The organism is Phyllobacterium chamaecytisi, from assembly GCF_020164455.1.
Lineage (GTDB): Bacteria > Pseudomonadota > Alphaproteobacteria > Rhizobiales > Rhizobiaceae > Phyllobacterium > Phyllobacterium chamaecytisi.
In genome coordinates this window covers 156,335-183,106 of the sequence record NZ_JAIQWW010000006.1, presented here as the reverse complement: position 1 = coordinate 183,106, position 26,772 = coordinate 156,335, and the positions used below count along the sequence as shown (strand labels likewise).

Annotated in this window: 25 protein-coding genes; 6 read left to right on the top strand and 19 right to left on the bottom strand. The window is 55.7% G+C overall.

Going from position 1 to position 26,772, the window contains the following annotated elements:
• Window positions 1–242: 242 nt before the first annotated feature.
• Genes xylA through LB462_RS11690 form a run of 3 tightly spaced genes read right to left on the bottom strand, consistent with a single transcriptional unit; the run spans window position 243 to window position 4,274 of the window.
• The gene (xylA, locus tag LB462_RS11700; RefSeq protein WP_224508010.1) at window positions 243–1,553 is read right to left on the bottom strand and encodes a xylose isomerase; all 1,311 of its coding nucleotides are present in this window, start codon (window positions 1,551–1,553) and stop codon (window positions 243–245) included.
• Entirely contained in the window at window positions 1,550–3,004 is a 1,455-nt protein-coding gene (xylB, locus tag LB462_RS11695; RefSeq protein ID WP_224508008.1) for a xylulokinase, read from the bottom strand. Before xylB ends, xylA begins: the two co-directional genes overlap by 4 nt.
• 22 nt (window positions 3,005–3,026) lie before the next feature.
• On the bottom strand, window positions 3,027–4,274 hold the full coding sequence (locus LB462_RS11690; RefSeq protein WP_224508006.1) for an ROK family transcriptional regulator: 1,248 nt from the start codon (window positions 4,272–4,274) through the stop codon (window positions 3,027–3,029).
• 208 nt (window positions 4,275–4,482) lie between these two features.
• Here LB462_RS11690 and xylF point away from each other — a divergent pair, with 208 nt between their 5' ends.
• The 3 genes from xylF to LB462_RS11675 all read left to right on the top strand — a co-directional run bounded on the left by xylF (window position 4,483) and on the right by LB462_RS11675 (window position 7,710).
• A complete protein-coding gene (gene xylF, locus LB462_RS11685) occupies window positions 4,483–5,526 on the top strand; it encodes a D-xylose ABC transporter substrate-binding protein (protein ID WP_112525555.1) in 1,044 nt (347 codons plus the stop codon).
• An 83-nt stretch (window positions 5,527–5,609) separates the two neighbouring features.
• Window positions 5,610–6,917 (top strand): sugar ABC transporter permease, encoded by a 1,308-nt coding sequence (locus LB462_RS11680; RefSeq protein ID WP_224508004.1) that lies wholly within the window; start codon window positions 5,610–5,612, stop codon window positions 6,915–6,917.
• Window positions 6,918–6,930: 13 nt separating this feature from the next.
• A complete protein-coding gene (locus LB462_RS11675) occupies window positions 6,931–7,710 on the top strand; it encodes an ATP-binding cassette domain-containing protein (RefSeq protein ID WP_114431504.1) in 780 nt (259 codons plus the stop codon).
• Window positions 7,711–7,763: 53 nt separating this feature from the next.
• On the opposite strand, the gene LB462_RS11670 is transcribed toward LB462_RS11675, so the two are convergent.
• The 15 genes from LB462_RS11670 to sppA all read right to left on the bottom strand — a co-directional run bounded on the left by LB462_RS11670 (window position 7,764) and on the right by sppA (window position 24,181).
• The gene (locus LB462_RS11670) at window positions 7,764–8,342 is read right to left on the bottom strand and encodes a NifU family protein (RefSeq protein WP_224508003.1); all 579 of its coding nucleotides are present in this window, start codon (window positions 8,340–8,342) and stop codon (window positions 7,764–7,766) included.
• A 100-nt stretch (window positions 8,343–8,442) separates the two neighbouring features.
• Window positions 8,443–8,931 carry a universal stress protein gene (locus LB462_RS11665; protein ID WP_224508001.1) on the bottom strand — a complete coding sequence of 163 codons (489 nt, stop codon included), beginning with the start codon at window positions 8,929–8,931 and terminating at the stop codon, window positions 8,443–8,445.
• Window positions 8,932–8,984: 53 nt separating this feature from the next.
• A complete protein-coding gene (trpS, locus tag LB462_RS11660) occupies window positions 8,985–10,064 on the bottom strand; it encodes a tryptophan--tRNA ligase (RefSeq protein WP_224507999.1) in 1,080 nt (359 codons plus the stop codon).
• Window positions 10,065–10,172: 108 nt separating this feature from the next.
• Window positions 10,173–10,541 (bottom strand): VOC family protein, encoded by a 369-nt coding sequence (locus LB462_RS11655; RefSeq protein ID WP_224508249.1) that lies wholly within the window; start codon window positions 10,539–10,541, stop codon window positions 10,173–10,175.
• 14 nt (window positions 10,542–10,555) lie between these two features.
• On the bottom strand, window positions 10,556–12,139 hold the full coding sequence (murJ, locus tag LB462_RS11650) for a murein biosynthesis integral membrane protein MurJ (RefSeq protein ID WP_224507997.1): 1,584 nt from the start codon (window positions 12,137–12,139) through the stop codon (window positions 10,556–10,558).
• Between the two features lies 1 nt (window position 12,140).
• Window positions 12,141–14,954 (bottom strand): [protein-PII] uridylyltransferase, encoded by a 2,814-nt coding sequence (locus LB462_RS11645; RefSeq protein ID WP_224507994.1) that lies wholly within the window; start codon window positions 14,952–14,954, stop codon window positions 12,141–12,143.
• Window positions 14,955–15,046: 92 nt separating this feature from the next.
• The gene (gene mutS, locus LB462_RS11640) at window positions 15,047–17,776 is read right to left on the bottom strand and encodes a DNA mismatch repair protein MutS (RefSeq protein ID WP_370637115.1); all 2,730 of its coding nucleotides are present in this window, start codon (window positions 17,774–17,776) and stop codon (window positions 15,047–15,049) included.
• 115 nt (window positions 17,777–17,891) lie between these two features.
• Window positions 17,892–18,782: a l-ornithine N(alpha)-acyltransferase gene (gene olsB / locus LB462_RS11635; protein WP_370637123.1), complete on the bottom strand. Its 891-nt coding sequence runs from the start codon at window positions 18,780–18,782 to the stop codon at window positions 17,892–17,894.
• A 108-nt stretch (window positions 18,783–18,890) separates the two neighbouring features.
• Entirely contained in the window at window positions 18,891–19,394 is a 504-nt protein-coding gene (lspA, locus tag LB462_RS11630) for a signal peptidase II (RefSeq protein WP_224507993.1), read from the bottom strand.
• Between the two features lie 12 nt (window positions 19,395–19,406).
• Window positions 19,407–20,276 carry a TrmH family RNA methyltransferase gene (locus LB462_RS11625; protein ID WP_224507991.1) on the bottom strand — a complete coding sequence of 290 codons (870 nt, stop codon included), beginning with the start codon at window positions 20,274–20,276 and terminating at the stop codon, window positions 19,407–19,409.
• Window positions 20,276–21,340: an RsmD family RNA methyltransferase gene (locus LB462_RS11620; protein ID WP_370637122.1), complete on the bottom strand. Its 1,065-nt coding sequence runs from the start codon at window positions 21,338–21,340 to the stop codon at window positions 20,276–20,278. The genes LB462_RS11625 and LB462_RS11620 overlap by 1 nt, the downstream gene beginning before the upstream one ends.
• 108 nt (window positions 21,341–21,448) lie before the next feature.
• Window positions 21,449–22,423 (bottom strand): bifunctional Delta(1)-pyrroline-2-carboxylate/Delta(1)-piperideine-2-carboxylate reductase, encoded by a 975-nt coding sequence (gene lhpI / locus LB462_RS11615; protein ID WP_224507987.1) that lies wholly within the window; start codon window positions 22,421–22,423, stop codon window positions 21,449–21,451.
• 20 nt (window positions 22,424–22,443) lie between these two features.
• Complete coding sequence (locus LB462_RS11610) at window positions 22,444–22,776, bottom strand: lipopolysaccharide assembly protein LapA domain-containing protein (RefSeq protein ID WP_224507985.1); 333 nt, start codon at window positions 22,774–22,776, stop codon at window positions 22,444–22,446.
• Window positions 22,777–22,818: 42 nt separating this feature from the next.
• Entirely contained in the window at window positions 22,819–23,103 is a 285-nt protein-coding gene (locus LB462_RS11605; protein ID WP_106662485.1) for an integration host factor subunit beta, read from the bottom strand.
• A gap of 91 nt (window positions 23,104–23,194) precedes the next feature.
• Window positions 23,195–24,181 carry a signal peptide peptidase SppA gene (gene sppA, locus LB462_RS11600; RefSeq protein WP_224507983.1) on the bottom strand — a complete coding sequence of 329 codons (987 nt, stop codon included), beginning with the start codon at window positions 24,179–24,181 and terminating at the stop codon, window positions 23,195–23,197.
• A 239-nt stretch (window positions 24,182–24,420) separates the two neighbouring features.
• On the opposite strand from sppA, the gene lptC reads away from it, so the two are divergent.
• Window positions 24,421–25,158: an LPS export ABC transporter periplasmic protein LptC gene (gene lptC / locus LB462_RS11595; protein WP_224507981.1), complete on the top strand. Its 738-nt coding sequence runs from the start codon at window positions 24,421–24,423 to the stop codon at window positions 25,156–25,158.
• Here the strand turns inward: lptC and LB462_RS31145 are convergent.
• Complete coding sequence (locus tag LB462_RS31145) at window positions 25,150–25,278, bottom strand: hypothetical protein (protein WP_255626563.1); 129 nt, start codon at window positions 25,276–25,278, stop codon at window positions 25,150–25,152. The two genes, lptC and LB462_RS31145, sit on opposite strands and share 9 nt — an antisense overlap.
• Between LB462_RS31145 and LB462_RS11590 the strand changes: the two genes are divergently transcribed.
• Both LB462_RS11590 and lptB read left to right on the top strand, forming a co-directional pair.
• A complete protein-coding gene (locus LB462_RS11590; RefSeq protein ID WP_224507978.1) occupies window positions 25,277–25,846 on the top strand; it encodes an LptA/OstA family protein in 570 nt (189 codons plus the stop codon). The two genes, LB462_RS31145 and LB462_RS11590, sit on opposite strands and share 2 nt — an antisense overlap.
• Before the next feature lie 76 nt (window positions 25,847–25,922).
• Window positions 25,923–26,681, top strand: coding sequence for an LPS export ABC transporter ATP-binding protein (lptB, locus tag LB462_RS11585; RefSeq protein ID WP_112525525.1), 759 nt, complete (start codon window positions 25,923–25,925; stop codon window positions 26,679–26,681).
• Window positions 26,682–26,772 lie beyond the last annotated feature (91 nt).

The window sequence follows — 26,772 nt, the reverse complement described above, 5'->3', positions numbered from 1 at the left end:
GGGGGAGGGTTATTGACGGTGCCATCTGAGAACGCAGTTCTGCGGGTCAATTATGTCCTGACCCCACAAAAAAGCCATGGTTTCGCCACGAAATTCGGGATAAGTTTTGGCGAATTTGGCGCAAGAATAGCTCGTTTTCACGCAAAAACGGAGTGAACCCGCACAAAGATTCGCTAGCTCTATTCCCAAAATGCTAAAGGAATAAGTTCTCAGCTGAGAACTTATTCCTTTCACAAGTAGCGTCAAACGTAGCGATTAACGACGTTTTCGAGATATTCCTGGCGTCCGGAGCGCGGCTGCGGCTGCAGGTTTCTGTCGTTGACTTGCTTTGCGATCTCTTCAAGCGAGACCTTGCCCGAGAGCATGGCCTGCGCCTCTGGTTTCGACCAGCCGGCATAGCGATCATCGACGAACCCGGTCAAAACCTTGTCCTCGACCATCTTCGCCGCTGCCTTGAGGCCCCGCGCGCAAGTATCCATGCCGCCGATATGCGCGATCAGCAAATCCTGCGGATCGAGCGACTGGCGGCGCAGCTTGGCGTCGAAATTCGTGCCGCCGGAAGTAAAGCCGCCGGCTTTCAGAATTTCGTAATAGGCGACGGCAACTTCCGGGACATTGTTCGGGAACTGATCCGTATCCCAGCCGGACTGGTAATCATTACGGTTCATGTCGATCGAACCGAAAATGCCAAGCGCCGCTGCCGTGGCGATTTCATGCTCGAAGGAATGCCCGGCCAGAATGGCGTGGCCCTGTTCCAGATTGACCTTGACCTCTTTCTCAAGGCCGAAGCGCTTGAGGAAGCCATAAACCGTCGCGGCATCGTAGTCATACTGATGCTTGGTGGGCTCCTGCGGCTTCGGTTCGATCAGGATCGCGCCCTTGAAGCCGATCTTGTGCTTGTAGTCGACAACGAGGCTCAAAAACCTGCCCATCTGGTCGAGTTCGCGCTTCATGTCGGTGTTAAGCAGCGTTTCGTAGCCTTCGCGTCCGCCCCAAAGAACGTAGTTCTCGCCTTTCAGCTTTTGCGTCACATCGATACAGGTTTTCACCGTCGCGGCGGCATAGGCAAAGACATCCGGGTCAGGATTGGTCGCCGCGCCCGACATGTAGCGGCGGTTGGAAAAGAGGTTGGCGGTGCCCCACAGAAGCTTGGTACCGGTCTTTTCCATCTTGCCGGCAAAGTGGTCGGCGATTTCATGCAGGCGTTTGTCGCTTTCCGCGATGCTGTCGCCTTCCGGGCGCACGTCGGCATCGTGAAAGCAGAAGTAGGGCGCGCCGAGGATCGAGAACATTTCGAATGCTACATCCGCCTTGAGCTTGGCCCCATCCATCGTATCGTTGAACCAGGGACGCTCGAAGGTCTGCCCGCCGAACGGATCGCCGCCCGGCCAGACGAACGAATGCCAATAGGCGACGGCAAATCTCAAATGGTCCTCAAGCCGTTTGCCAAGAACGATTTCGTCTGGGTTGTAAAAGCGATAGGCGAGCGGATTGGTGCTGTCCGGCCCTTCATACTTGACTGGTTTTACGTCGCCGAAAAATCCGCTGCTCATGATTGAACTCCTTTTAATGCTGGATAGAGATTGTGGTAGCGATTGTACGCCGCGTCGAAATGGCCGATGAGCCTGGTTTCCGGTTCGATCGTGTAATCGGTTGCAGGCGCGGCGCAAATCGCCCGTGGGTCAGCTTTTTCTGCGGCGATCAATCCGAGGCGTGCGGCACCGAAAGCCGCACCGAAATCGCCGTCCGCTGGCACATCGATGGGGATATTCAGCGCAGTTGCGATGGCTTTAAGCCAATAGGTCGAACGTGACCCGCCACCGACCGCGGTAACACGATCGAGCTTGGTGCCCGCCGCCGCAAGTGCGTTGAGGCAATCGCGAAATGCGAAAGCCACGCCTTCCAAGACTGCCTGTGTGAGGACCGCGCGGTCGCTGGCATGCTCAAGCCCTTGAAACGATCCCCGAATTGCGGAATCGTTCAGCGGCGTACGTTCACCGGAAAGATAGGGCAGGAATGTCACGCCGGATGGTGCACGCAGCTCATCGCCTAGTTCTCCGGTAAGTTCGGCAGGTTTGCGTGATGTAATGCCGGCGTACCAGTTCAGGGCATCGGTTGCCGACAGGATAACACCCATCTGGTGCCAGGTATCGGGTAGGGCATGGCAGAATGTGTGAACCGCGCTCTGCGGATTTGGCAGATACGAGCCATTGGCAGCAAAGAGCACGCCGGATGTTCCGAGTGAGACGAAGGCGTGGCCTTCGCCGACCGTCCCCATGCCGCAGGCCGAAGCGGCATTGTCGCCCGCTCCACCCGCAATCACGACGACGTTTCTCATGCCCCACCGTGAAGCGATATCGGCCTTCAGAGTCCCGGAGATTTCGGTCCCCTCGACCAGCGAAGGCATATGGCTGACATCGAGGTCGGTTGCTGCGAGAAGCTCCGACGACCACGCGCGCTTGCCGACATCGAGCCATGACGTTCCTGCAGCATCCGACATTTCCGACACATGTTCCCCGGTGAGCCACAACCGCAAATAATCTTTTGGCAACAGCACGCGGCGCAGCTTGGCAAAGGTCTCGGGCTCGTTGTTCCTGACCCAAACGACCTTCGGTGCGGTAAAGCCTGGAAAAACAATGTTGCCGCTCAGCGCCCGAAACTTCGGATCGCTGTCGAGTTCGGCAGCCTCCTTGTGGCTGCGGGTATCATTCCACAGGATGCAGGGGCGAAGGACGTGGTCATTGCTGTCGAGTAGCGTTGCACCATGCATCTGGCCGGATAGGCCGATACCTTTGACCGCAGCAAGCTCTTTGGCATGCGTGGTCTTGAGCGCCTGAATTGCGTCTTCGGTGGCCTTGATCCAATGCGAAGGATCCTGCTCCGACCAGCCGGAATGTGGTCGTGAAATATCGAGCGTCCCGGTTCCGGATCCGATGACCGATTGGTCTTCGCCGATCAACAGCGCCTTGACGCCGGACGTGCCCAAATCAAGGCCAAGATACATGGATTCTCCTCCTGAATTCTTTTCAAATCGCCCGTTTAATTGGCGTATCACTTGCGTCGCCCGGGGCAAAAACCTGTGTGTCGAGGTGAAGCAGTGAAGTCATCATACAGCCTTGCAGGATGAGCGGATGTTCATCCGGATAGCAACGTATATTCAACTCCTGCGCTGCTCCCCAGCCCGAGGTGCCGGAAACGACATCGCGCAGTTCATCTTCGATGAGGTCGAAGACAGCTGCGCCAGATCCAACCAATGCGACCGGAATGGGGTCGATCAGGGAATACAGGCTCCGCAAACCGGAACCTATTGCCTGACCAGCCTTGCGGAAAGCGGCGCGCTCTTCGCCGTCGCGGGTGCGCGCCCGGTTGGCAATCTCATTATAGGTTGCAGCATCCACATCCTGTGCCGGCTGGTCTTTCTCGTCCTGACCGGATGTCCTCCTCAAAATGGCATAGTCACTGGCATAGGCTTCGATACAGCCATGACGTCCGCAACGGCAAAGTGCGCCATTTGGTACATGCAACATGTGACCGAACTCCGCGGCGGAGGAGTGGGCACCGAGAAAAGGCTTGCCTTTAAGATAGAGGCCCATGCCGATCCCGTGGGAGAGGAGGATTGCCGCAAAGTCCTCTGCGTAGTGCTCTGGATCAATCCAGCGCAGCGCCTCGGCAATCATGTTGCAGTCATTGGCAACAGCGACTGCAACACCATACCGCTTGGAGAGGGCATCTCCAAAAGAGATATTGCTATCCGGAGTGATCGGCGACCATAGCATGGTTGCTCTTGCCGCGTCGGTCACGCCCTGCACGCCCATCGAAATATGCATCAGCCGGCCTGCGTTGGGCGGACGGCTTTCGAGCAGATTGTCAAGCATCAGGCATATGGAACGGATCAGATCATCCGACTTTGCATCAAGTGTTGAAACGCGGTGGAATTCCTCGGCGATCATCTGGCCTTTGTAGTCGAACAGAACGGCATGGACGAGATTGAGCGCGAGTTCGACGGTTGCAACCGTCGCTACTGCCGGGCTCAGCGTGAGGGCCACCTGAGGGCGTCCACGCCGATTGGCGATGATATCGCCGTCGCGGCTCTCGGCTATAATTCCCTCAGCAATAAGCGCGGTCGTGATGGCTGAGACGGTGGACGGACTGAGGCCGGTTTGCGCGACAATGTCTGTGCGAGAAAGCAGTCCGTGACGCCGCAACGTAGCGAGCACAAGCCGTCGGTTCTGCCGCCTGACGTCGTCAGGACGCGCAATCTCATCTAGGAACAAGCGATTTCCTCCCAAAAACCTGATTCCAGTGCGCCACAATACCCCATGCGGCGCGGTGTGCCATGCTACGAAAATCTAAGTTGACACGTAAATGCTTTTAAGTCACTATTTTTTTCGAGCCTCGAATTAAAGAGGTTTGAGATGCTGGCCGGAGGTAAAGTGCCTGCATCCATTCAGTCAACGTGCTAAATGCACCGGGAGGGTTACCATGAAGAAATATGCAACCGCATTGGCGGGGGCTGCTGTCCTTGCTGTATCATTTGCCGGCCCCGTTCTGGCGAAGGACAAGATCGTCGGTGTATCGTGGTCGAATTTCCAGGAAGAGCGCTGGAAGACAGACGAAGCCGCGATCAAGAAAGCGCTGGAAGCCAATGGCGACAAGTATATCTCGGCAGATGCACAGTCCTCTGCTTCCAAGCAGTTGACCGATGTTGAAAGCCTGATTTCGCAAGGCGCCAATGCCCTTATCATTTTGGCGCAGGATTCAAGCGCCATCGGACCTGCTGTCGAGAAGGCCGTTGCTGAAGGCATTCCGGTCGTAGGCTATGACCGCCTGATCGAAAACAAGGATGCGTTCTACATTACGTTCGACAACAAGGAAGTCGGCCGCATGCAGGCACGTGGCGTATTTGCTGTGAAGCCAGAAGGCAATTACGTGTTCATCAAGGGTAGCTCCGCTGATCCGAACGCGGATTTCCTTTTCTCCGGCGCCCAGGAAGTGCTGAAAGAGGCCATCGACTCCGGCAAGATCAAGAACGTCGGTGAAGCCTATACGGATGGCTGGCTACCTGCCAACGCCCAGAAGAACATGGAACAGTTCCTGACTGCCAATGACAACAAGGTCGATGCCGTCGTTGCTGCGAACGATGGAACAGCCGGGGGTGCTATCGCAGCGCTGCAAGCTCAGGGCCTTGCCGGCACGGTTCCAGTCTCCGGTCAGGATGCCGATTTCGCCGCACTCAACCGCGTGGCACTCGGCACGCAGACCGTGACGATCTGGAAAGATTCCCGCGAACTTGGCAAGCAGGCCGCAGGCATCGCCTCGGCCCTCGCAGATGGCAAGAAGATGGAAGAAATCCCGAACGTTCAGAAGTTTGCTGGCGGCGTTAATAAAGTTGAGGTCAACGCTGTCTTCCTCACTCCGGTTCCTGTCACCAAGGATAATCTCGATGTCGTCATCGACGCTGGCTGGGTGAAGAAGGACGTGGTCTGTCAGGGCGTGAAGGCAGGTTCAGTACCAGCCTGCAAGTAACATCGTTAAATCTGTTAAATTGAACGCCGCTGGTCCATTGGATCGGCGGCGTTTTAAGAAGACAATAAAACTGGGAGAGTACAATGAGTGATCCGGCCATCAGCCTCGATCGGGCCCGTTCGTCGGAGCTCGGCATTGTCGCCAGATTCTTCAAGGCGACTGAGCTTGACACCCGTCTTCTCGGCATGATCGGAGCGCTGGTCATTATCTGGCTCGCTTTCCAGTTTCTCTCGGGCGGTCAGTTTCTGACGCCACGCAACCTTTGGAACCTGTCTGTTCAGACATCGTCGGTTGCAGTCATGGCGACCGGGATGGTGCTGATCATCGTTACCCGTAACATCGATCTGTCTGTGGGCTCGATTCTCGGCTTTGTCGGTATGATCATGGGCGTGACGCAAGCCGAGTTCCTGCCAAGGCTTATTGGTTTCGAGCACCCGGCCACATGGATCATTGCGCTGGGTGTTGGCGTCATCACCGGCGCGCTCATCGGCGGTTTTCAGGGTTTTATCATTGCGTTCCTGGGAGTGCCCGCTTTCATCGTCACGCTTGGTGGTCTTCTTGTATGGCGCGGCGCTGCCTGGTGGGTTACCTCGGGCCGCACGGTTGCGCCAATGGACTCGACGTTCCGCCTTATGGGCGGAGGTCCCGAGGGTTCAATCGGTGCATTCTGGAGTTGGGTTGTTGGCGTCGTCGCCTGTGTCGCCATCGTCGGGATGATCGTTAACAGCCGGCGCCAGCGTAAACGTTTCAACTTTCCCCGTCGTCCGATATGGGCTGAAGCCTTCATGGCTGCCGTGGGGTGCGTTCTTGTGCTCGGCGCAGTCGCCATTGCCAACACATACTACTGGCCGATCGGTATCGTTCGTAAATATGCCGAAGCCAACAACATCACAATTCCCGATGGCGGGCTGTTCATCTCACACGGCATCGCAATTCCGGTGCTGATTGCTGTTGCTGCAGGTCTCATCATGACGTTCCTGTCGACGCGCACCCGTTTCGGCCGTTATGTCTTCGCCATGGGTGGCAATCCGGAAGCGGCAGACCTTGCGGGTATCAATACGCGCTGGGTGACGATGAAGATTTTCATCATTATGGGGATTCTCTGCGCCATTGCAGGTGCCATTTCCACCGCTCGTCTCAACGCGGCAACCAATGCACAAGGCACCCTCGATGAACTCCTGACCATCGCCGCCGCCGTTATCGGCGGAACGTCGCTGGCGGGCGGTGTCGGCACCATTGCCGGTGCCATGATCGGTGCAGTGCTGATGCAATCACTGAGCTCAGGCATGGTTTTGCTCGGTCTCGACACGCCGCTGCAGAATATCGTTGTCGGCCTGGTTCTTGTCGTAGCCGTCTGGCTGGACACAATCTATCGCCGCCGTACAGCTTGAGGGAGGAACAATCATGACAAACACACAAACGCCCCTCATCGATATGGAAGACATCTCGATTGCCTTTGGTGGCATCCGTGCAGTGGATGGAGCTTCGATCGATCTTTTTCCGGGTGAAGTCGTTGCGCTTCTCGGTCACAACGGTGCCGGCAAATCGACCCTGATCAAGATACTGTCGGGCGCTTACAAGCGCGACAATGGTACGATCAAGGTCAACGGGGAAGAAGCTGCAATCAACAATCCGCGTGATGCCAAGGCCTATGGCATCGAAACGATCTATCAAACCCTGGCATTGGCGGACAATGTAGACACGGCCGCCAATCTCTATCTCGGCCGTGAATTGATGACGCCTTGGGGTACTCTTGATGACGTCGCGATGGAGCACAGCGCCCGCGAAGTCATGGGTAGGCTCAATCCACGGTTCCAGCGTTTCAAGGACCCGGTCAAGGCACTTTCGGGCGGTCAGCGGCAATCCGTGGCAATCGCACGCGCGATTTTGTTCAACGCCCGGATCTTGATCATGGACGAACCGACTGCGGCGCTGGGACCCCAGGAAACCGCACAGGTCGGCGAACTGATCAAGCAATTGAAAAGTGAAGGCATCGGTATCTTTCTCATCAGCCACGATATCCATGACGTATTCCACCTCGCTGATCGCGTGGCGGTGATGAAAAACGGTCAGGTGGTTGGCACTGCCAAGGTTGGTGATGTCAACGAGGACGAAGTGCTCGGCATGATCATCCTCGGCAAATGCCCGCCCGGTGCGATACCGGGACCTGGCGCGGTGAACTAGAGCAATAAAAAAGGCCGCTTAAAGCGGCCTTTTTCAATCACCAAACTGAAAATTTAGATCGACTCGACTTGCTGTACTTCCGGAACGAAATGCTTCAACAGGTTCTGGATGCCGTGCTTCAGCGTCGCGGTGGACGATGGGCAGCCCGAGCAAGCGCCCTTCATGTGTAGAAACACCGTACCGTTTTCATAGCCGCGGAATGTGATATCCCCGCCGTCCTGAGCCACAGCGGGACGGACGCGGGTTTCAAGAAGCTCTTTGATCGTATCGACGATCTCGGTATCGGCGCTGTCGAAGAACTCGCCATCGGTCTCGCGTTGGGCGGTGTCAGCGATTTGGGTGACATTGGCCATGACCGGGGCGCCGGACATGAAATGCTCCATGATCGCGCCTAAAATGGCAGGCTTGAGGTGTTGCCACTCCGGGCCTTCACTCTTGGTGACGGTGACAAAATCATAGCCGAAAAATACGCCGGTGACGCCCGGGACGCCAAAGATCTTGCCAGCAAGCTGGGAAGATTCACCAGCACTTGCTGTGTCGCGGAAATCGGCGGTTCCTTCTTCAAGCACCACCTTTCCAGGCAGGAACTTCAAGGTCGCTGGATTGGGCGTTGCTTCGGTCTGGATGAACATGGCGTATCTCGCGTATCTAGTTTAGAACTATTCAAATAGGCATATAGGCCTTTAAACCATTCTCTTCAAGTCAGGACTATATCACGTTTGGTCGACGTAATCAGGTAATCGCGTCTATATCCTCATCCGATAAATGATAAGGTACGACCGTGACTGGAATGGAAAAGGATTCTCGCCCCGCCAGCGATTGAACGAGCGGGCCAGGTCCGTCCTTGCCGGAGCCAGCCGCCAGGACGAGGATGGCGATATCCTGATCTTCTTCGATAAGCTTCCGAATCTCTTCGGATGTAATGCCTTCGCGAACAGCAAGTTCCGACTCGATACCGATCATTTCCCGGACGCTGGCGGCAAACTTGCTGAGCGTCGAATTGGCCCGCTCCTGGGCTTCCGCACGCATGATCTGCTCAACCCCGAGAAACTGCTGAAAGTCTGCTGAATCGATAACGAACAGCAGCAAGAGTACGCCGCCGGTCGTCTTGGCCCGGCGCGAGGCATAGGCAACGGCCCGCTCGCATTCCGGCGTTTCGTCAATGACGGCCAGAAATTTGCGGCGGTGGCCGGCTTCGCGGCTAAGACGTCTTGATACCATGTGCGCAACCTGCCCTAAGCATTGATCGGCCGCAAGGCCTTCCCTGGCGCGGTCTAGTTCTGCAGAAATCCGACAATATCACGGACATTGCGCATCGTCTTCTCCGCAAGAACGCTCGCCCGTTCACCACCATCTTTGAGGACGGCATCGACAAAGCCGGGGTCGGCAGAAATTCGCCGCATTTCCGCAGCGATCGGCGCCAGCTTTTCTACCGCGAGGTCTGCAAGGGCGGGCTTGAAGGTTGAGAATTGCTGTCCGCCGAAATCGCGGACCACGGTGGCCTTGTCGCTGTCGACCAATGCGGCATAGATACCGACGAGATTGTCAGCTTCCGGCCGATCCTTCAATCCTTCGAGTTCGGACGGCAACGGTTCTGAATCGGTCTTGGCCTTCCGGATCTTTTTCGAGATCGTATCCACATCGTCTGTCAGGTTGATGCGCGAGAGGTCCGATGGATCGGACTTTGACATCTTCTTGGTCCCATCGCGCAAGCTCATGACGCGTGCTGCTGGTCCGCCGATGACCGGTTCGGTCAGCGGGAAGAAGCTGGCAATCGTTTCATCCCCCGATTGCGTTTCAACACCAAGCCCAAGTTCAGCGATCCGGTCCGAAAAATCAGTGTTGAACTTCTGGGCGATGTCACGCGTCAGCTCCAGATGCTGCTTCTGGTCTTCACCAACAGGTACGTGGGTGGCACGGTAGACAAGAATGTCCGCCGCCATCAGGTTCGGGTATGCGAACAGGCCGACGGACGCATTTTCACGGTCTTTACCGGCCTTGTCCTTGAACTGGGTCATGCGGTTGAGCCAACCCATCCGGGCAACGCAGTTGAAAATCCATGCCAGCTCGGCGTGCTGATGCACGCGGCTCTGGTTGAAAACGATGTTCTTTTTTGCATCGATCCCAGAGGCGAGGAAGGCTGCCGTGACTTCACGCGTATTGCGCATGAGTTCGGCCGGCCCGCCCCAGACGGAGATGGGAGGGGTGATCGCGTGCTGGTCCACAACGCAGTACATGCATTTGCTGCTTTCCTGCAGAGCGACCCAGCGACGGATCGCGCCGAGATAGTTTCCAAGATGCAGGTTGCCGGTAGGCTGGACACCGGAAAAGACGAGCGGTTCAAACGTGCTCATAAAATCGTCCTTGATCGTTCGGGGATCGGGCTTGGAGGCTCCGAAAGCAATGAAACCGAGCTTTTGGCAGAGGGAGACGCTCTATTCAAGCCCTATCGCTACCAACCTTCATTTGAGCTCCAGCAGATCCCATTTATTACCATAGAGGTCTTCGAACACTGCGACGCTGCCATAGGGCTCGTGGCGAGGTTCTTCAAGAAAATGTACGCCCGCCTCCACCATCTTCGCGTGGTCCACGGGGAAATCATCCGTATGCAGAAACAGTGCGACGCGGCCGCCGGTCTGGTTGCCGATGCTGGCTTTCTGTGTGTCGTCATCCGCTTTCGCCAGCAATAGCCGGGCGCCATCACTCCCTGGCGCGACGACAACCCAACGTTTGGTTTGGGAAAGCGCCGTATCGTTGACAAGCGAAAAGCCGAGCACCTTTGTGTACCAGGCAATCGCCTCGTCATAATCGCGCACGACAAGCGTGACCATGCCGATAAACCGGCTCACGACGCGTCCTCAGGCACTTTTGTTCCCCGTTTCACATTCCGGCGGATCATCCCGAAGCTGGCACCACCTGTACCGAAAGCGAGCGCAAAGTAGAGGATCATCGACAACCCGACCAGCGACACGACTGCGATGGCTTGCGTATGCAGAGGCGCATGTGGCTCCAGCGCCGGGCCCATCCAGCGAATTGCATAGTAGAGTGCAAGACCCATGAGACCTGCGGAAACAATCAGCCGTGGGATGCGGGTAAGCAGAGGAATGTCGCGCCCCCAATGCCCCCGCCAGACGAGGGTAACGAAAAGTAGAATTGCGTTCGTCCAACCGGCGACGATCTCGGCAGTTGCGATTCCTGTCTCTGCCATGATCGGAAATAGCGTCAGTGCGAGACTGACATTCACAATGACGGCAATGGCCGCAAAGATCATCGGTGTGCGGGTATCTTCGCGGGCGAAAAACCCCGGCAAGAAGGCTTTGATCAGGACGAACGCCGGAAGGCCAAGCCCGTAGATCGCCAGGATATTGCCGACCGTGTGCGTCGATGCGGTGGAGAAATTGCCGCGTTCGTACAGCATCCGAACGATCGGTTCGGACATGACCAACAGCGCCGCAGCAGCAGGAAGCGTAAGAAACAGTGTGAACTCGACTGAGCGGTTCTGGAGGCTACCGGCTTCCTTCAGATTTCCGGAGCGCAGTGCACGCGCCAATTCGGGCAGGAGAACCGTCGCGACTGCAATGCCGACGACACCGAGCGGCAATTGATAGATGCGGTCGGCATAGGCCAGAGACGAGATGGCGCCCGATTTTGCCGAAGCGATGTTCGTGTTGATCAACAGGTTGATTTGGGTGATGCCGCCGGTTACGGCGGCGGGGAAGGCCAATATCAGCAGGCGTTTGACGTTGGCGGTTATGTGCGGCAACCGGAATCCGATGGAAATGCCGGCATTGCGCACCGCGAACCAGACAATGGCCAGCTGGACCACACCGGAGACCATGACCCCCCACGACAGTGCATAGCCGACGGCCCTGCCGTCTTGGCCCTTCCACCAGGCATAGCCGAGCACGCCGATGAGAATGATGTTCAGGAAAACTGGAGCGATCGCCGCGGCGAAATAGCGATGCAGGGAATTCAGCATCCCGCTCATCATGGCGGCGAGCGACATGCAGGCGAGGTAGGGGAACATGATGATCGCCATCGATACGGTATTGTCGAACTTCATCGGGTCAGCCACAAAGCCCGGAGCTATGACGAAGCGCACGATCAGCGGCATTGACAGTTCCATCAGGATCGTCAGGCCGAGCAGCACGGTAAAAAGGACTCCGAATACCTCTTCGGAAAAACGGCGCGCTCCATCAAGCCCATTGGCTTCGATTTCCTTGGCGAACAAGGGCACGAAAGCAGAGTTGAACGCGCCTTCCGCGAAGAGCCGCCGGAACGTGTTTGGAAAACGGAAGGCAGCATTGAAAGCATCGGCGACAGGACCCGTACCCAAAGCAGAGGCCATCAGCATTTCGCGTGTGAAACCGAAGACGCGGCTCATCAACGTGCCGGACGCAACCGTTGCAAATTTCTTGACCAAGCTCATTCTATTCAGCCGTCATGAGGATGTTTTGCCGTTGCGGCTGGGCGGTCGTGATGTCTCCTTCGCCAAAGAGCGCAAGCAGCTTCTTGCGGATACGATTCTGGCGTGTCGTATTGGTGATCTGGTGACCAACAAGATCGGTGACGTAGAACACGTCGATGACCTTTTCACCGAAGGTCGTCACGTGTGCAGAGGCAATATCGAGTGAGAGATCAGAGATAGTCCCGGTTATCTCAGATAGAACGCCGGGACGGTCCAGGCCTTCCACTTCGATGACCGTGAATTTGTTGGAAAGCGTATTGTTTATCTCGACACGCGGCGTAATGCGGAAGGCTTTGACCGCGCGCTTCGGTTTGGTGCGGCTTGCCAGCATCTCCGGCAGGTAGGACTTCCCGGAAAGCACGTCTTCGATCAGCCGGCCGACGCGCATGGCGCGCCGCCGTTCATCATCGTCGGTCGGGAATTCGCGGCTTATGAGGATCGTATCAAGTGCGCGCCCGTCGCTGGTCGTGAATATCTGCGCATCGACGATGTTGGCGCCGGCCCCGGCGCAGGCGCCCGCGATGATTGAAAGCAAACGCGGATGGTCGGGTGACAGTACGGTGATCTCTGTTACACCCTCGAAATCATGGGTTTTTACCATGGTGGCGAGTGCTTTGCCGCTGGCATCGGTCTCGCGCACGAAATTGGCGTGGCGAATCTGATCTTCGAGGCTGACGGTCAACAAGTAGTTTTGATAGTGCAATGCGAGGTATGACTGGCGCTCAATCTGCGGCCAGGATGACAGCGCATTGTCGAGCTGAGTGCGGGCGTGATCGGTGCGCTCCTTGCGGGAGACTTCCGAAAATCCGCCAGTCAGCATCAATTCCGTTTCGTAAAAGAGATTACGTAGCAACTGGCCTTTCCAGCCATTCCAGACCCCTGGTCCGACTGCCTTGATATCGCAGATGGTCAAAACCAGCAGCAGTTTCATCCGGTCGAGGGTTTGGACAATCTCAGCAAAATCTTCGATCGTCTTTCGGTCGTTCAGATCGCGAGACTGTGCCACTCTACTCATCGTCAAATGCTGTTCGACGAGCCAGGCAACGGTTTCCGTGTCGGCCTGTGACAGGCCCAGACGCGGGCAAATCCGCCGGGCGATCCTCGCACCGGCAATGGAGTGGTCTTCCGGCCTTCCCTTGGCAATGTCGTGAAGAAGTAGTGCCACATAGAGAACCTGCCGGTCTTTTTTCAAACCGGGCATGATCTGATTGGCAAGAGGGTGTTCTTGTCCAAGATCGCCGTGGTCGATTTCCGACATGACTGCGATACAGCGCAACAAATGTTCGTCGACAGTATAGTGATGATACATGTTGAATTGCATCATCGCGACGACCTTGCCGAAATCGGGAATGAATTTGCCAAGTACTCCGGATTCATTCATTCGCCGCAGGATGAGTTCGGGGTTGCGCTCCGAGGTTAGCACTTCCAGAAAAAGCCTGTTCGCCTCAGGATTTTCCCGCAGATCAGCTTTGATCAGCGACAGCGAACGCGACACCAATTGCATAGCGTCGGGGTGGAACTCCAGGCCATGCTGGTCCGCCAGACGAAACAGGCGGATTATATTGACAGGGTCTTTCCGGAAGACATCGTCATTGGCAATGGTGATGCGGTGGTTGTCGACGACGAAATCGCTTGTGCCGGGGAGCTTTCGCTTGCGGCGCGAAAACGTGAGGAAAATCCGGTTGAAACCGGGAACGTGCTTGGCTTGCTCTTCTTCCAAAGCGGCGCAGATGATGCGTGTAAGATCACCGACCTCCTTGGCGATAAGGAAGTAGTGTTTCATGAACCGCTCGACGTCTCGCAGACCGGGATGGGCGGTGTAGCCGAGCCGCCGGGCGATCTCGCCCTGGATATCGAACGAAAGGCGTTCCTCTGCCTTGCCGGTCAAGAAATGCATATGGCAGCGTACAGCCCATAGCAGATCTTCCGCCTTACGGAAGATCTTGTGTTCCGCACGAGAAAGAACCCCCAGGTCGACCAGTTCATCACTTGTCTTCACCCGGTAGTAATATTTTGCAATCCAGAACAGTGTATGCAGATCGCGCTGGCCGCCCTTGCCTTCCTTGACGTTCGGCTCCACCAGATAGCGCGTCTCGCCCGCCTTGCGGTGACGGGCGTCACGTTCGGCAAGCTTGGCCTCGATGAAAGCCGGCCCGGTACCCTTGACCACCTCGGCATCAAAGCGTTGCACCAGTTTGGCGAAAAGGTCTTCATTCCCGCAAAGGTAACGGGCCTCCAGAATGCTGGTGCGGATCGTCATATCGCCCAGCGACTGACGGATGGACTCATCCAGATTACGAGTCGCGTGGCCGACTTTGAGACCGGCGTCCCACAGCATGTACAGAATATATTCGACGACTTGCTCACCCCAGGGTGTCTGTTTGTAAGGTAGCAAGAACAACAGATCGATATCGGAACCGGGTGCCAGTCCCCCGCGACCATAACCGCCAACCGCCACGACCGTCATCCGTTCCGCAGTAGATGGGTTCACAGCGGGATATACGTGGGTAATTGCGAAGTCATAGAGCGCAGAAATAATCTGGTCCATCAGATAAGAAAGCCGGATGGAACAGTGCGTACCGCTAGCATCCTTCATCAGCATGTCTTCTGCCGACTTGCGACCCGCGATCAGCGTCTGTTTCACAAGCTGCAACACGTCGTTACGCTCGACGGTGGCAGTGCCCAGTTTGTTCGTTGACGTGACCAACTCTTCAAATTGGCGATGAAGCTTGGCCGGGTTGACGATCTGTTCCAGTCTCAGGTCTGAAGCGTTCATGAATACGTCTTTATGGATAATGGCCGCACGCTATAGCGCGAATTTGCTTCAAACGAAACGATTACATTTGCCGCGTTTCATACAGACGCCATTCAAGATGTCGTGTTCGCGACGAGGCCCTTCAACCGGTAGAGCGCCTCCAGCGCTTCACGCGGTGTCATCTCATCCGGATTGATGGTGGACATGGCTGCGAGCAGGCCACTATCCTTACCTTGAACAAGCTTGGGTGCCTGTCGCTTCACTTCAACGGAAAACAGAGGCAAGTCGTCGATCAGCTTGTCGGCCTTGCCAGAGGTCTCTCCCGCTTCAAGCTGGTGCAGCACATCGCGGGCGCGATTGACGACGGCTTCTGGCAGACCAGCCAAACGGGCCACCTGCACACCGTATGAACGGTCGGCGGCACCCTTGGCGACCTCATGCAAGAACACGACATCGCCGTCCCATTCCTTCACGCGCATGGTCACATTGCTGAGCCGTTCGAGTTTTTCTGAAAGTGCAGTCATTTCGTGGAAGTGCGTTGCAAAAATTGCTCGACACTGGTTCTTTTCGTGCAAGTATTCAACCGCAGCCCATGCAATCGAAAGGCCGTCGAAGGTAGCGGTACCGCGGCCGATTTCATCGAGGATGACGAGCGAATGATCGCTGGCCTGGTTGAGAATGGCGGCGGTCTCGACCATTTCCACCATGAAGGTAGAACGCCCGCGCGCAAGATCGTCCGAAGCGCCGACGCGGGAGAACAAACGATCCACAATGCCGATATGAGCAGAGCCGGCCGGAACGAACGAACCCATCTGCGCGAGAATCACAATTAGTGCGTTCTGACGCAGAAAGGTCGATTTACCGCCCATGTTCGGGCCGGTCAGCAGCCATATTGCTCCCTTGCCGGCCCCCCCTGGAGAAAGATTGCAATCATTGGCAACAAAGGGAGCGGCCGCTTGCCGACGTAGCGATTGCTCGACGACCGGGTGCCGTCCGGCCACAATCTCGAATGCAAGGCTGTCATCGACCAGCGGTCGGCAGTAGCCTTGTTCTTCGGAGAGAGCCGCCAGCGATACGGAGACGTCAAGCGCCGCCAGCGCCGCAGCACCTGCACGAATGGTGTCGGCGTTGGCCACGGTCTCATTGGTCAAGGCGTCGAAAACGCCAAGCTCGATCGAAAGCGCTCGTTCGGCGGCATTTGCTATCTTTGTCTCAAGCTCTGCCAGCTCCGTTGTCGTGAACCGCATCGCATTGGCAATGGTCTGACGGTGGATGAACTTGCTCTTGGCTTCATCCGTATCGGTCATGACCGAGGCATTGTTGGCGGTCACTTCGATGAAATACCCAAGCACATTATTGTGTTTGATCTTCAGCGATCTGACGCCAGTCGTTTCCATGTAATCGGCTTGCAGACCGGCGATGATGCGGCGCGAATGATCCCGCAGTGCCCGCATTTCGTCTAGCTCGGCATGATATGCCGGCCGGACGAACCCGCCGTCGCGTTTGAGAAGCGGCAGCTCATCGGCAAGCGCCCGGTCAAGGTGTATGGCGAATTCCAGCGGCAATTGGCGAAGACATTCTCTCACTCGCGTGAGTTCTGTCGGCAGTTCCTCGCGCTCCAGCAATTGTGCGATATCGCCGGCTGCTTCAAGACCGCGGGCGAGTGCACCCAGATCGCGCGGACCGCCGCGACCGACTGCGAGCCGTGACAGGGCGCGGGGCATATCGGGCACGCCTTTCAACGCTTCACGCGTCAAATCTGCAAGCGGTTGGCGGAGGAGGAAAAACGAGATCGAATCCAGTCGTTCCGCGATCGCTGCCGGATCAGTCAGAGGTGAGGTCAACCGTTCCGCCAGGAGCCGCGCCCCGCTACCTGTCACCGTTCGGTCGATCGCCCGTAGCAGACTTCCTTCGCGTTTGCCGGAAAGCGTGCGCAGAAGTTCAAGATTGGCGCGGGTTGCAGGGTCAATGAAAAGCGAAGAACCTTCCGACTCCCGCTCGGGCCGCATTAGCGGCGGCCGTTCGGCAATCTGTGTCTTTTCGACATAGGCGATAGCACCGGAAATCGCTGAAAGCTCGGCACGCGAGAATTGACCAAATCCGTCCAGCGTGCTGACGTCGAAATAGCGCTGAATACGGCTTTCGGCCGTAGCGCTGTCAAATAAACTGGGTGGCTGCGGACTAACCGCCCGGCCGATGACATCGAAGACCGGGCGCAGATCCAGATCATGAAATACCGGATCTGCGACAATCAATTCGCGTGGATCCACACGCAGGATGTCCGCGAGCAACCGGCCCGGATCGGTTTCGCTGACCCGGAATGTTCCGGTTGAAATGTCGATCCAGGCAAGCGCAAAATGACCGCTATCCGAGCCCTTTACCCGGCCGAGCGTCATCAAATAATTGGCTTCGGATGGGTCGAGCAGTTTTTCCTCGGTAATTGTGCCGGGAGTCACCAATCGAACGACATCACGTTTTACGACGGATTTTGCCCCACGTTTCCTGGCCTCCGCAGGATCTTCGATCTGTTCGCATACCGCGACGCGAAAGCCACGCGCGATCAGCTTCTGCAGATAATCGTCGGCGGCGTGGACCGGTACGCCGCACATGGGAATATCGTCGCCCAGATGCTTTCCGCGCTTCGTCAGCGTGATGCCGAGTGCCCGCGACGCCTCGACCGCATCATCGAAAAACAATTCATAGAAATCGCCCATGCGATAGAACAAGAGACTATCCGGGTTCGTCGCCTTGATTTCGATATACTGCTCCATCATCGGCGTTGGTCGCGCCAATATGTCAGCGTCATAAGGGGACGGTTCGATGATGGCTGCCAGTTCGGCCAAGACGCTCTCCTGATTTCGATCAGGAGCAATCTATTCGCTAACGGGGAATTTACACACCTCTTCCGAGTTCATCCGTGGCTTTTCTCCACAGATGATCGGTCCAAGTCGAAGGTCTCTAGACGAAGCGCTTCGCTTCAGCAGCGTAATGGCTGACATAGCGTTCCGAAATACGGCTGACCGGCAGAATGATGAAGACATCGGTTGTGCCAAAATCATGGTCGACCACGGCGCCATCGCCAATCATCGCGCCAAGCCTTAAATAGCCCTTGATCAACGGCGGCATGGCGAAGAGAGCTACTTTTGGATTGATCGCTTCATTCGGAACGAGATCCATAGCATGGTAAAGCGCGGGCAGTGCGCGAACGTCCCAGTCGGGTGTCGCACGGCAATTGTGCTGCAGGAAGGACAAAGGCAGTGCGTGCGCCGCAGGAACCGTTCCCTGGAAGGATGCGCAGCCAAACATCACACCGATCGAATGATAGCGGCAATAGGTCCAAATCCCCTGCCAAAGCAATTCGACCGTCCGCTTCGACCGGTATTCGGGGAGGACACAGGAACGGCCGAGCTCAAGAAAGCGCAATTCCGGCTTGGCGGTAACAAGCCGTTCGATCGAAAATTCGCTGGCTGAATAGAATCCGCCAGTTTCGAAAGCTTTTTCGGAGCGCAACAGCCGATAGGTGCCAACAATCTGCTTGTGTTTTGGACCGGCTATGGAGGTGTCATAGACAAGAAGATGATCGCAAAAAGGATCGAAACGGTCTGCATCACGCTGCTCCATCGTGGCAGAACCTTTGGCACCCAACTCGTCAAAAAAAACCTTGAAACGCAATTGTTGTGACGAAGCGATTTCATCTTCCGTTTGCGCGAGGCAAACCTCCATCGTGCCGATGCGGCCAAGCACCGACGCAAGGTGTGGCGCCGTAAACGGCGAGGAAGTTGAATCAACGTGCGACATCACGCGTTGATCTTTAGTGATTGAAGCCGGTTCAAGCAAGGCGATGGTCATATCGATTTGGCTCATCCAGGAGATTTATCGGTATTCGTTCGTTCGTTGAATACAACAATTGGATGACGGCTACATGACGTGACAATGGGCTAATTACCCAGTTTCGCTTCAATTTTTGCCGGTTTGCCCGCCGCCCGTCCGCCGGTCGCGCAACCAGACAAAAATTTCCTCGATTACGACCAATGCTGCGCCAACCGATATGTAAGCGTCAGCGAGATTGAAGACGGCAAACGACCATGACGGCAGGTGGAAAAGAAAATAATCTATGACATACCCATGCAGGATGCGGTCGATGAGATTGCCGATCGCACCACCAATGATAAAGGCAAAACCAAACCGTGAAATCCAGCGCGTGGACGCCGTGCTCCACCACAGATAACTGACAAAACAAATGACGATGATCGTCAGGGCTATCAGCGCTGTATCTCCGAACCCACTTAACATCGAAAAGGCGATCCCATCATTGTGCACGCGAAACAACGCGAAAAAAGGCAAGAGATCGATTTGCTGCTGGTAGTCCATGCCAGTCTCGATGAGATACTTGACGATCTGATCACTGACCGTGGCGAAGGCGATGATGGCCAGAAGACTGTAGAATGCTTTGCTTTTCATAAATCCATTTTCTCAAACGTCAGGGGCAAGTTTCAATGCGTCGCGCCGGATCTCGAACAACATGACGCCGGTCGCAATGGCGAGATTGAGCGAATCGGCACGGCCCTCCTGCGGAATACGCGCGAGCTTGTCGCACGATGAAGCCAATTGATCCGGCAAGCCTTGTTGCTCGTTCCCCATCAACAAAACGATCGGTTTATTGGCATAGGGGATCGTTCGATAATCGACTGCACCTTTCAGATGTGTTCCAACAACTAGCCCAGAGAAACCTTTTCGCCAGGAGAGAAACTCGGCTTCAGTCGCACGTATGACAGGCATTGCAAAAACCGAGCCCATCGTGGCTCGGATCGTTTCCAGCGAGAACGGATCAGTGGTATCCCCAATGAGAATGATGCCTTTTGCGCCTGCTGCGTCCGCGGTTCGAATAATCGTCCCGAGATTGCCGGGATCGCGCACGCGGTCGAGTGCCACATAGACCTCATTGCCTTGCGGTTTGATTGCCGACAAGGATTGCACCTTCTGTTCGAAAACACCGACGACCATTTGCGGGTTATCGCGACGCGTTATGGCAGCAATGACTTTTTCGCCGACCTCAAGAACATCACCACCCTTGGCGATCGTGCGCGCGGCAACTGGCTCGACTAGCGAATTGCCCTTGCCTGCCTTTGAGTAAACCAGGGTTTTGATGATCCAGCCCAGGTCAAGGGCATCGATGACGAGTTTCAGTCCTTCGGCGAGGAAAACGCCTTGCTGGTCACGGAATTTTTTGATCGCCAGCGCACGCAAATCCTTAACGATCGGATTGGTCAGGCTCGTGACCTCCTTGACCCTGCCAGGGCGAACCAAACCACTGCCGCGCTGGTGATCATCCTGTTTGGTCATCAAGCGCTCCAGCGGCTGAAAAGAGAGGTGGAAAGGGCACGATCGGATGAACGCTCCCGCAGGATAAGCTCGCCTGACTCGACCTTTCCTCCAAGCCCGGTGAACGCATCGCGCATCAACTCGTGAATCGCAAAAAACGAAGCGCGGATCGAATAGGCGGTCAGAACGACGGCAAGTGGATTTGGCGTGAGGATCGAGCGACAAAGGTCGACCATGTCTGGCAGGTTGTCGAACAGCTGCCACACTTCACCATTGGGTCCACGTCCATAGGCGGGCGGGTCAAGAAGAATGATGTCGTAGCCACTGCCTCGCCGCTCTTCGCGTGCGACGAATTTCATCGCATCTTCGCATATCCAGCGAATGGGTTTGCTGGAGAGCCCTGCCATCTCCTGATTTTCCCGCGCCCAGACAATGGCTTTCTTCGAGGCGTCAACATGCGTTACCTCTGCTCCCGCTCGCGCCGCCACAAGGGACGCGACTCCTGTGTAACCGAAGAGATTAAGCACCTTGACCGGGCGTTTGGCGTTGCGGATCAGCTGGTCCATATGTGACCAATGCGTGCCTTGTTCAGGAAAAACGCCGACGTGCCGGAACGACGTGAAACGTCCGAAAAACGGGATGCCGTCATAGGCAAGCGGCCAGGTTTCACCGAGTGGAACTTTTGGAAAATGCCAACGTCCGACGCCCTCCTCATCCGTATTGCCGGTGAATATAGCATCGGCCTTGTCCCACTCCGTTCTGTCCCAGGCAGGCAGCCAGATCGCCTGACCTTCTGGACGGACGATCCGATAGGGGCCGTATTGTTCCAGCTTGAGGCCATTGCCGCTGTCAAGCAGGGCATAGTCATCGGAAGGCGAGGTTTCGAGGATGAGGCCGGTTCGTTCCAGAGGGCGTACGCCGGTACGGCGAGTCAAAACGCGCTTTGGAGCGGCTTCCGAACGAGGGGCGGATTTTTGCTGAGGATCGATATCAGTGGCGCGGGGTGCTTTGGCAAATTGCGGCCGCGGCTTCGTTGCGGTTTGCCGATGCGCTGCTCCTTTCGGAGCGCTCGCTTTCTGACCCAGCCCTTTTGCCTTCCTGATTTTTCCGCCGGACGATTTCAAGCTGTGCACCCTCGCAGTTGATTGGATGTTTCCTATGTCAAGAGGAGGGAAGGCGAAAGCAAAAAACGTTCAGGCGGAAGCCGAGATCGCCCTTTCATAGATCAAAATGCCCGCCGCAAGGTCTTCCAGAGCGGCGCCAACCGATTTGAACAGCGTGATTTCGTTGGGGGATTGGCGCCCCTTGATGGTGCCGCGCGTCAGGTCAAAAAGATCGCCGATGACATGGCTTTCGTTGACGACGCCCGCCTTGATCGGTTGCACGATATCACCACCCTCTTTCAGTGCACCGTCCTTGGTATCAACAAAAACGCGCGCGCGTTTGACGCATTCGTCGTCGCTTTCGCGCATCGAAGGCGTGAATGCTCCAATGAGATCCACATGGGCGCCGGGTTTCAAATGTTTGCCAAGGATCAATGGTTCAGTCGAAAGCGTGCCGGCAGTTATGATATCGGCTTCGGCGATTGCCTCATGCTTGTCGTTCACAGCCTTGGCGTTGAAGCCATCCGCAGCGAGTTCTGCAGCTACTTTTTCAGCACCGGCGAAGTTGCGGTTCCAGATAGAAATTTTCGTGATGGGACGGATGGCACTGTGGGCGCGAGCGAGAAATCCCGAAAGCGCACCAGCTCCGAGCACGACGAGATTGGACGCATCTTCACGAGCCAGATACCGAGCTGCGAGCGCCGATGCGCCAGCAGTGCGCCACAGGGTAAGCCGCTGTCCGTCAATGAGCGCCTGTGGTTCGCCGGTCTTGCCGTCAAGCAAAAGATACACACCCATGACAGCTGGTTTCGAAATGGCACCATTGTCCGGGGATACGGTAACGATCTTCACGCCCATATAGCCTTTTGAGGAATCCCCCAAAGCATTGAAGTCAGACCAGGCAGGCATCAGCAGCAGCGTGGAAGCGGCGCCATCCGGGCGATCGACGGTGTGATGATGGCGTACAGGCTGAATCACTCCCTGACGGAAAGCCTGTTCGAGTGCGTCGATCATATCCGGCCACTTCAATAGCCCATCGACCTCGACCGGGGAGATCAGTTTCATTTCATATCCTTGACGGTTGTTTAATGGAGTGAAGGAAGGTTTGGCGTAGACGGTGTCTCGGCCGACGCCTTGCGGGCTTCCTTGCGCAATAACTCCGCTTCGAGCTTGCGCTGACGGGCGAGTTTTCGATGTTTGCCCTGATTATACCAAGTTGCCAAGCTCCCGAGGATCAAACCGAGGATCAGAGAGGCAAACAACCAGACGAAAAGCGGAGCGGAGTAGGAGAGGGCAGGATTACCCGGGTTAAAAGGATCGATTGTGAACGATATCGCCTCGCGATTTGCTACTGACAGGGCAATCAGGATGACGGCAAGCGGCACCAGAATGAGGACAATGACAATACGCGTGATCATATTTCTCTCCTGCAACGCTTCTGATGCTTGAGGGACGCGCCCCTAGCCGTTGCCATTCAGCCTGTCGCGCAATTCTTTACCGGTCTTGAAGAAAGGGACCCATTTTTCCTCAACGTCGACGCTTTCGCCGGTGCGCGGGTTACGTCCGCTACGCGCTGGGCGGTTCTTGACGGAAAATGCGCCGAAGCCACGCAGCTCGACCCGATTGCCTTCAGCCAGTGCATCGGTGATCTCGTCAAAGATGGCGCCGACGATGTTTTCCACATCACGCTGAAACAAATGCGGATTGCGGTTGGCAATGATCTGCACGAGCTCTGATTTGATCACAGCGAAATCCCTTTCGGTTCAAGATCAGGAGGACAAGGTCAAAAAGCACTAACCTGAATACTATGTCACTGATCTTATGAGTTTAATATCCTTATTGCGCGCCGACAGGCTTGCCGTCAACGTGCCAAACAGAAACGAGTCCGTCAAGGAACATGCGATCACCTGTCAATTCGCGCAGCACCCCCGCACTTTCTTCCGGAAGGCCGAGATATCTGGTCAGCATTTTAAGGGCGGAATGCGAAAAAAACATACCGAGGGAGGACTTCTCGACGGGCTTCCATTCGACGACTGGAAGTTTGGCATCGATACCTTTTGTTTTGAGCCAGGCGATTGCCTTGTCTTCGCCGCCAAGTTCGTCAATCAGTTTGTTGGCAACCGCCTGGCGACCTGTAAAGACTGATCCGTCGGCTAGGGCCAAAGCTTGTTCGTGCGTGAATTTACGCCGCTCCTGGACCAGACCGACAAACCAGTCATAGGAATCGATGATCATACGATGAATCATCGCCTTTGCTTCGTCGCTCGCCGGATTGAAAAAATTAGGTTCTGCCTTAAGCGGGCTGGATTTGATCGTTTCGACTTTCACCCCTATCTTGGTCAAGAGCTCAGAAATATCAGGATACTGGAAAAGCACACCAATGGAGCCGATAATCGAGGACTGGCGCGCCACGATGTGATCGGTCGCACTCGCAATCATGTACCCGGCCGAAGCCGCCAGCGTTCCAACTTGGGCAACGACGGGCTTCTTCAGGGCGAGCTTGCGGACAGCTTCATAGATAGCTTCACCGCCGGCCGTTGTTCCCCCCGGTGAATCGACGGAGAGGATCACGCCCTTGACCGCGTCGGAATCTTCCACGTCCTTCAGACGCTTAAGCAGTTCATCATTTTCAAAAATCGTGCCCTCAACGCGAACCTTGGCGATATGCGGCGCTGATTTACCGGAAAACCCATCGGGGCCGGCATTAAAAAAATAAAGTGAAATCAATGCAAGGGCGATGAGCAGGAGCGTGAAAGCGCGCCAAAATGTCAATTTCCTGCGAAGCCGTCGTCTATCGATAATTGCATCAGCAGCGTTTGCCATCGTCCTATCCATTCGCTCTCAAACCAGGGTCAGTTATTCTTTGCGGCATCATTTCGTCGAAGTCCAGACTTGCTGCGGGCGCTTGCTCGGCAGTTTGGACCTTGTATCTCGTCAAACGACGGCATACTTGTTGCAACGAGTGCAACTTGTGCGACGGGTACTTGTCCATTTCATCGAAAAATAACCATATTGGCGTTCAACTAGCCATTATATTGTAATCGGTAAACACAACCAGACCTATGTCCATTGAAAGAAACGATACGCATGCGGGGCGCGATGCCACCGCCGACGCCGACCATCATGCTGAGGTCGCCCGGCAGTTCGCTGGCTCTGACAAAGACTCCATGGTGTTTCGTGCTGCGGAACGCCACTCGAGGCGCGTGCGGTTTCTGAAGTTTGCCTTGCCTGCGGTCGCTCTGATCGGTGCCGCTGTTTTTTCCTGGTTCACTTTCTTTTCCACATCGAGTGTGCCGAGCAACATTTCGCTCGATAATGCCGGGATGGAAAACGGCAAACTTGTCATGACCAACCCGAAACTTGACGGATTTACGAAGGACAAGCTTCCCTACAAAATGAGCGCCGTAAAGGCATTGCAGGACGTGGGCAACAGCAATGTGATCTCGCTGGAGGGGATTAGTGCGGAAATTCCGATTGGTAAGGAACTGCGCGCGCAGGTCACTGCGAAATCTGGTGTATACGACAATGCGAACCGGCAGTTGAAGCTCGACAGCGCCATAAGCTTGACAACATCCGATGGCATTACTGCCCTGCTGCAATCGGCTAATATAGATATAGCTGGCAACACGATGTCGACGGACGATCCAGTCAGCGTAAAAAATAGCAAGTCGAGTATAACCGCGGACAGTATGCAAATTACCGAAAGCGGCAAGGTAATGACTTTTGAAAAGCGGGTAAGGCTTGTCATTCTGCCTACAAAGCTGCAAGAAGGTGACAAGGAAATCAAATCGTCAGAGTAACGTCTGGGGAATATTGCTGATTTCAAGGGAAATCCCGGATTTAGGAGAGAAGACGATGTCGTGCGGGGCAAAACTGATCAGCATTTCGACCGTTGCGTTGGGCCTGTTGGCATCGTCCATGATGATTGCTCCCGTCCTCGCCCAGGATGCTGCCACAGCAACAACCGGAATAAAATTGTCAGGCGACCAGCCGATCCAGATCGATGCTGACAAGCTTGTTGTACATGACAATGAGGGCACTGCTACCTTCACAGGCAATGTGACCGTCGTACAAGGTGCCACGCTTCTGAAAGCGGGTTCCATGATCGTCTATTACGTCAAGGGCCCCAAGAAAGACGCGAGTGGCAAAGATGCAACCGGCGCAGCTGCCGCTGCTGACGCGCCAAAAACCACGGGAGTGGCGGGTGCCGGAGCCCAGGATATCGATCACCTCGAGGTCAATGACAAGGTCTACGTCAAATCCGAAGATCAAGTCGCTACCGGTGATCACGGCACTTTCGATATGAAAACCGAAGTGCTGGTTTTGACTGGCAACAAGGTTGTCCTTTCCCAAGGCGACAATGTTGCCGTCGGGTGCAAGCTGACAGCGCAGCTCAAAACGGGCGAGGCCCAGCTTGAAAGCTGCAAGAGTGGTCAGACAGGTCGTGTCTCTATCGTTGTGGCTCCCAAGAACGCTCCGAAGAACTGAGCCTATAGTGTCCTTGTTTTCGCGTCGCTCTTCCAGCAAGCTTTCCGCTCGGCCTGACTCTACCATCTCTCAGGAAATGCGTCCTGCTGACCCTGCGGCGGTTGACCGTATGAAGGGCACGCTTGTCGCACGTGGCATCACCAAGAGCTACAATGGCCGCCAGGTCGTCAACGGTGTTTCCTTTGGGGTACGCGCTGGCGAAGCCGTTGGTATCCTGGGTCCCAATGGCGCGGGCAAGACCACCTGTTTCTACATGGTGACTGGTCTGGTCCCGGTCGACAAGGGCACGATAGAAATCGATGGTTTCGACGTAACGACGATGCCGATGTATCGCCGTTCTCGGCTGGGTATCGGCTATCTGCCGCAGGAAGCCTCAATTTTCCGCGGTCTGTCGGTTGAAAACAATATCAAGGCCGTTCTCGAGGTTGTCGAGAAAGATCGGAGCGCTCGCGCTCAGGAACTTGATTCATTGCTCGAGGAGTTTCACATCGCTCACCTGCGCAAGGCTCCCGCGCTTTCCCTGTCAGGTGGTGAACGCCGGCGGCTGGAAATAGCCCGCGCCCTGGCGTCTCGTCCTAATTTCATGCTTCTGGACGAACCCTTTGCAGGTGTGGATCCGATTGCCGTTGCGGATATACAGCAACTGGTGCGTCATCTGACCGGCCGGGGCATTGGTGTGCTGATCACCGACCATAATGTCCGCGAGACCCTGAAGCTGATCGACAGGGCCTATATCATCCATGCAGGACAAGTGCTTACCCACGGTCGACCTGATGAAATTATTGCCAATCAGGACGTTCGACGACTTTACCTTGGGGATCAGTTCAAGCTCTGATTTTCCCATTTTCGCGATTTCATTCGCAAGAAATGCCATTTCTCCTACGTCTTTAGATTGAAAATTGCCGCGCCAACACGTTTTTCCCTTG

Bases quoted from the DNA above. Each gene is read 5' to 3' on its own strand.
- LB462_RS11670 (WP_224508003.1), bottom strand. From the start codon at position 8,342: ATGTTCATCCAGACCGAAGCAACGCCCAATCCAGCGACCTTGAAGTTC.
- trpS (WP_224507999.1), bottom strand. From the start codon at position 10,064: ATGAGCACGTTTGAACCGCTCGTCTTTTCCGGTGTCCAGCCTACCGGC.
- lhpI (WP_224507987.1), bottom strand. From the start codon at position 22,423: ATGAAACTGATCTCCCCGGTCGAGGTCGATGGGCTATTGAAGTGGCCG.
- LB462_RS11625 (WP_224507991.1), bottom strand. From the start codon at position 20,276: ATGACCAAACAGGATGATCACCAGCGCGGCAGTGGTTTGGTTCGCCCT.
- murJ (WP_224507997.1), bottom strand. From the start codon at position 12,139: ATGAGCTTGGTCAAGAAATTTGCAACGGTTGCGTCCGGCACGTTGATG.
- xylB (WP_224508008.1), bottom strand. From the start codon at position 3,004: ATGTATCTTGGCCTTGATTTGGGCACGTCCGGCGTCAAGGCGCTGTTG.
- lptB (WP_112525525.1), top strand. From the start codon at position 25,923: ATGCGTCCTGCTGACCCTGCGGCGGTTGACCGTATGAAGGGCACGCTT.
- olsB (WP_370637123.1), bottom strand. From the start codon at position 18,782: ATGACCATCGCCTTGCTTGAACCGGCTTCAATCACTAAAGATCAACGC.
- LB462_RS11655 (WP_224508249.1), bottom strand. From the start codon at position 10,541: ATGGTCACGCTTGTCGTGCGCGATTATGACGAGGCGATTGCCTGGTAC.
- LB462_RS11645 (WP_224507994.1), bottom strand. From the start codon at position 14,954: ATGAACGCTTCAGACCTGAGACTGGAACAGATCGTCAACCCGGCCAAG.
- LB462_RS11680 (WP_224508004.1), top strand. From the start codon at position 5,610: ATGAGTGATCCGGCCATCAGCCTCGATCGGGCCCGTTCGTCGGAGCTC.
- lspA (WP_224507993.1), bottom strand. From the start codon at position 19,394: ATGAAAAGCAAAGCATTCTACAGTCTTCTGGCCATCATCGCCTTCGCC.
- LB462_RS11665 (WP_224508001.1), bottom strand. From the start codon at position 8,931: ATGGTATCAAGACGTCTTAGCCGCGAAGCCGGCCACCGCCGCAAATTT.
- sppA (WP_224507983.1), bottom strand. From the start codon at position 24,181: ATGGCAAACGCTGCTGATGCAATTATCGATAGACGACGGCTTCGCAGG.
- LB462_RS11610 (WP_224507985.1), bottom strand. From the start codon at position 22,776: ATGATCACGCGTATTGTCATTGTCCTCATTCTGGTGCCGCTTGCCGTC.
- lptC (WP_224507981.1), top strand. From the start codon at position 24,421: ATGTCCATTGAAAGAAACGATACGCATGCGGGGCGCGATGCCACCGCC.
- xylF (WP_112525555.1), top strand. From the start codon at position 4,483: ATGAAGAAATATGCAACCGCATTGGCGGGGGCTGCTGTCCTTGCTGTA.
- LB462_RS11590 (WP_224507978.1), top strand. From the start codon at position 25,277: ATGATGATTGCTCCCGTCCTCGCCCAGGATGCTGCCACAGCAACAACC.
- xylA (WP_224508010.1), bottom strand. From the start codon at position 1,553: ATGAGCAGCGGATTTTTCGGCGACGTAAAACCAGTCAAGTATGAAGGG.
- LB462_RS11675 (WP_114431504.1), top strand. From the start codon at position 6,931: ATGACAAACACACAAACGCCCCTCATCGATATGGAAGACATCTCGATT.
- LB462_RS31145 (WP_255626563.1), bottom strand. From the start codon at position 25,278: ATGGACGATGCCAACAGGCCCAACGCAACGGTCGAAATGCTGATCAGT.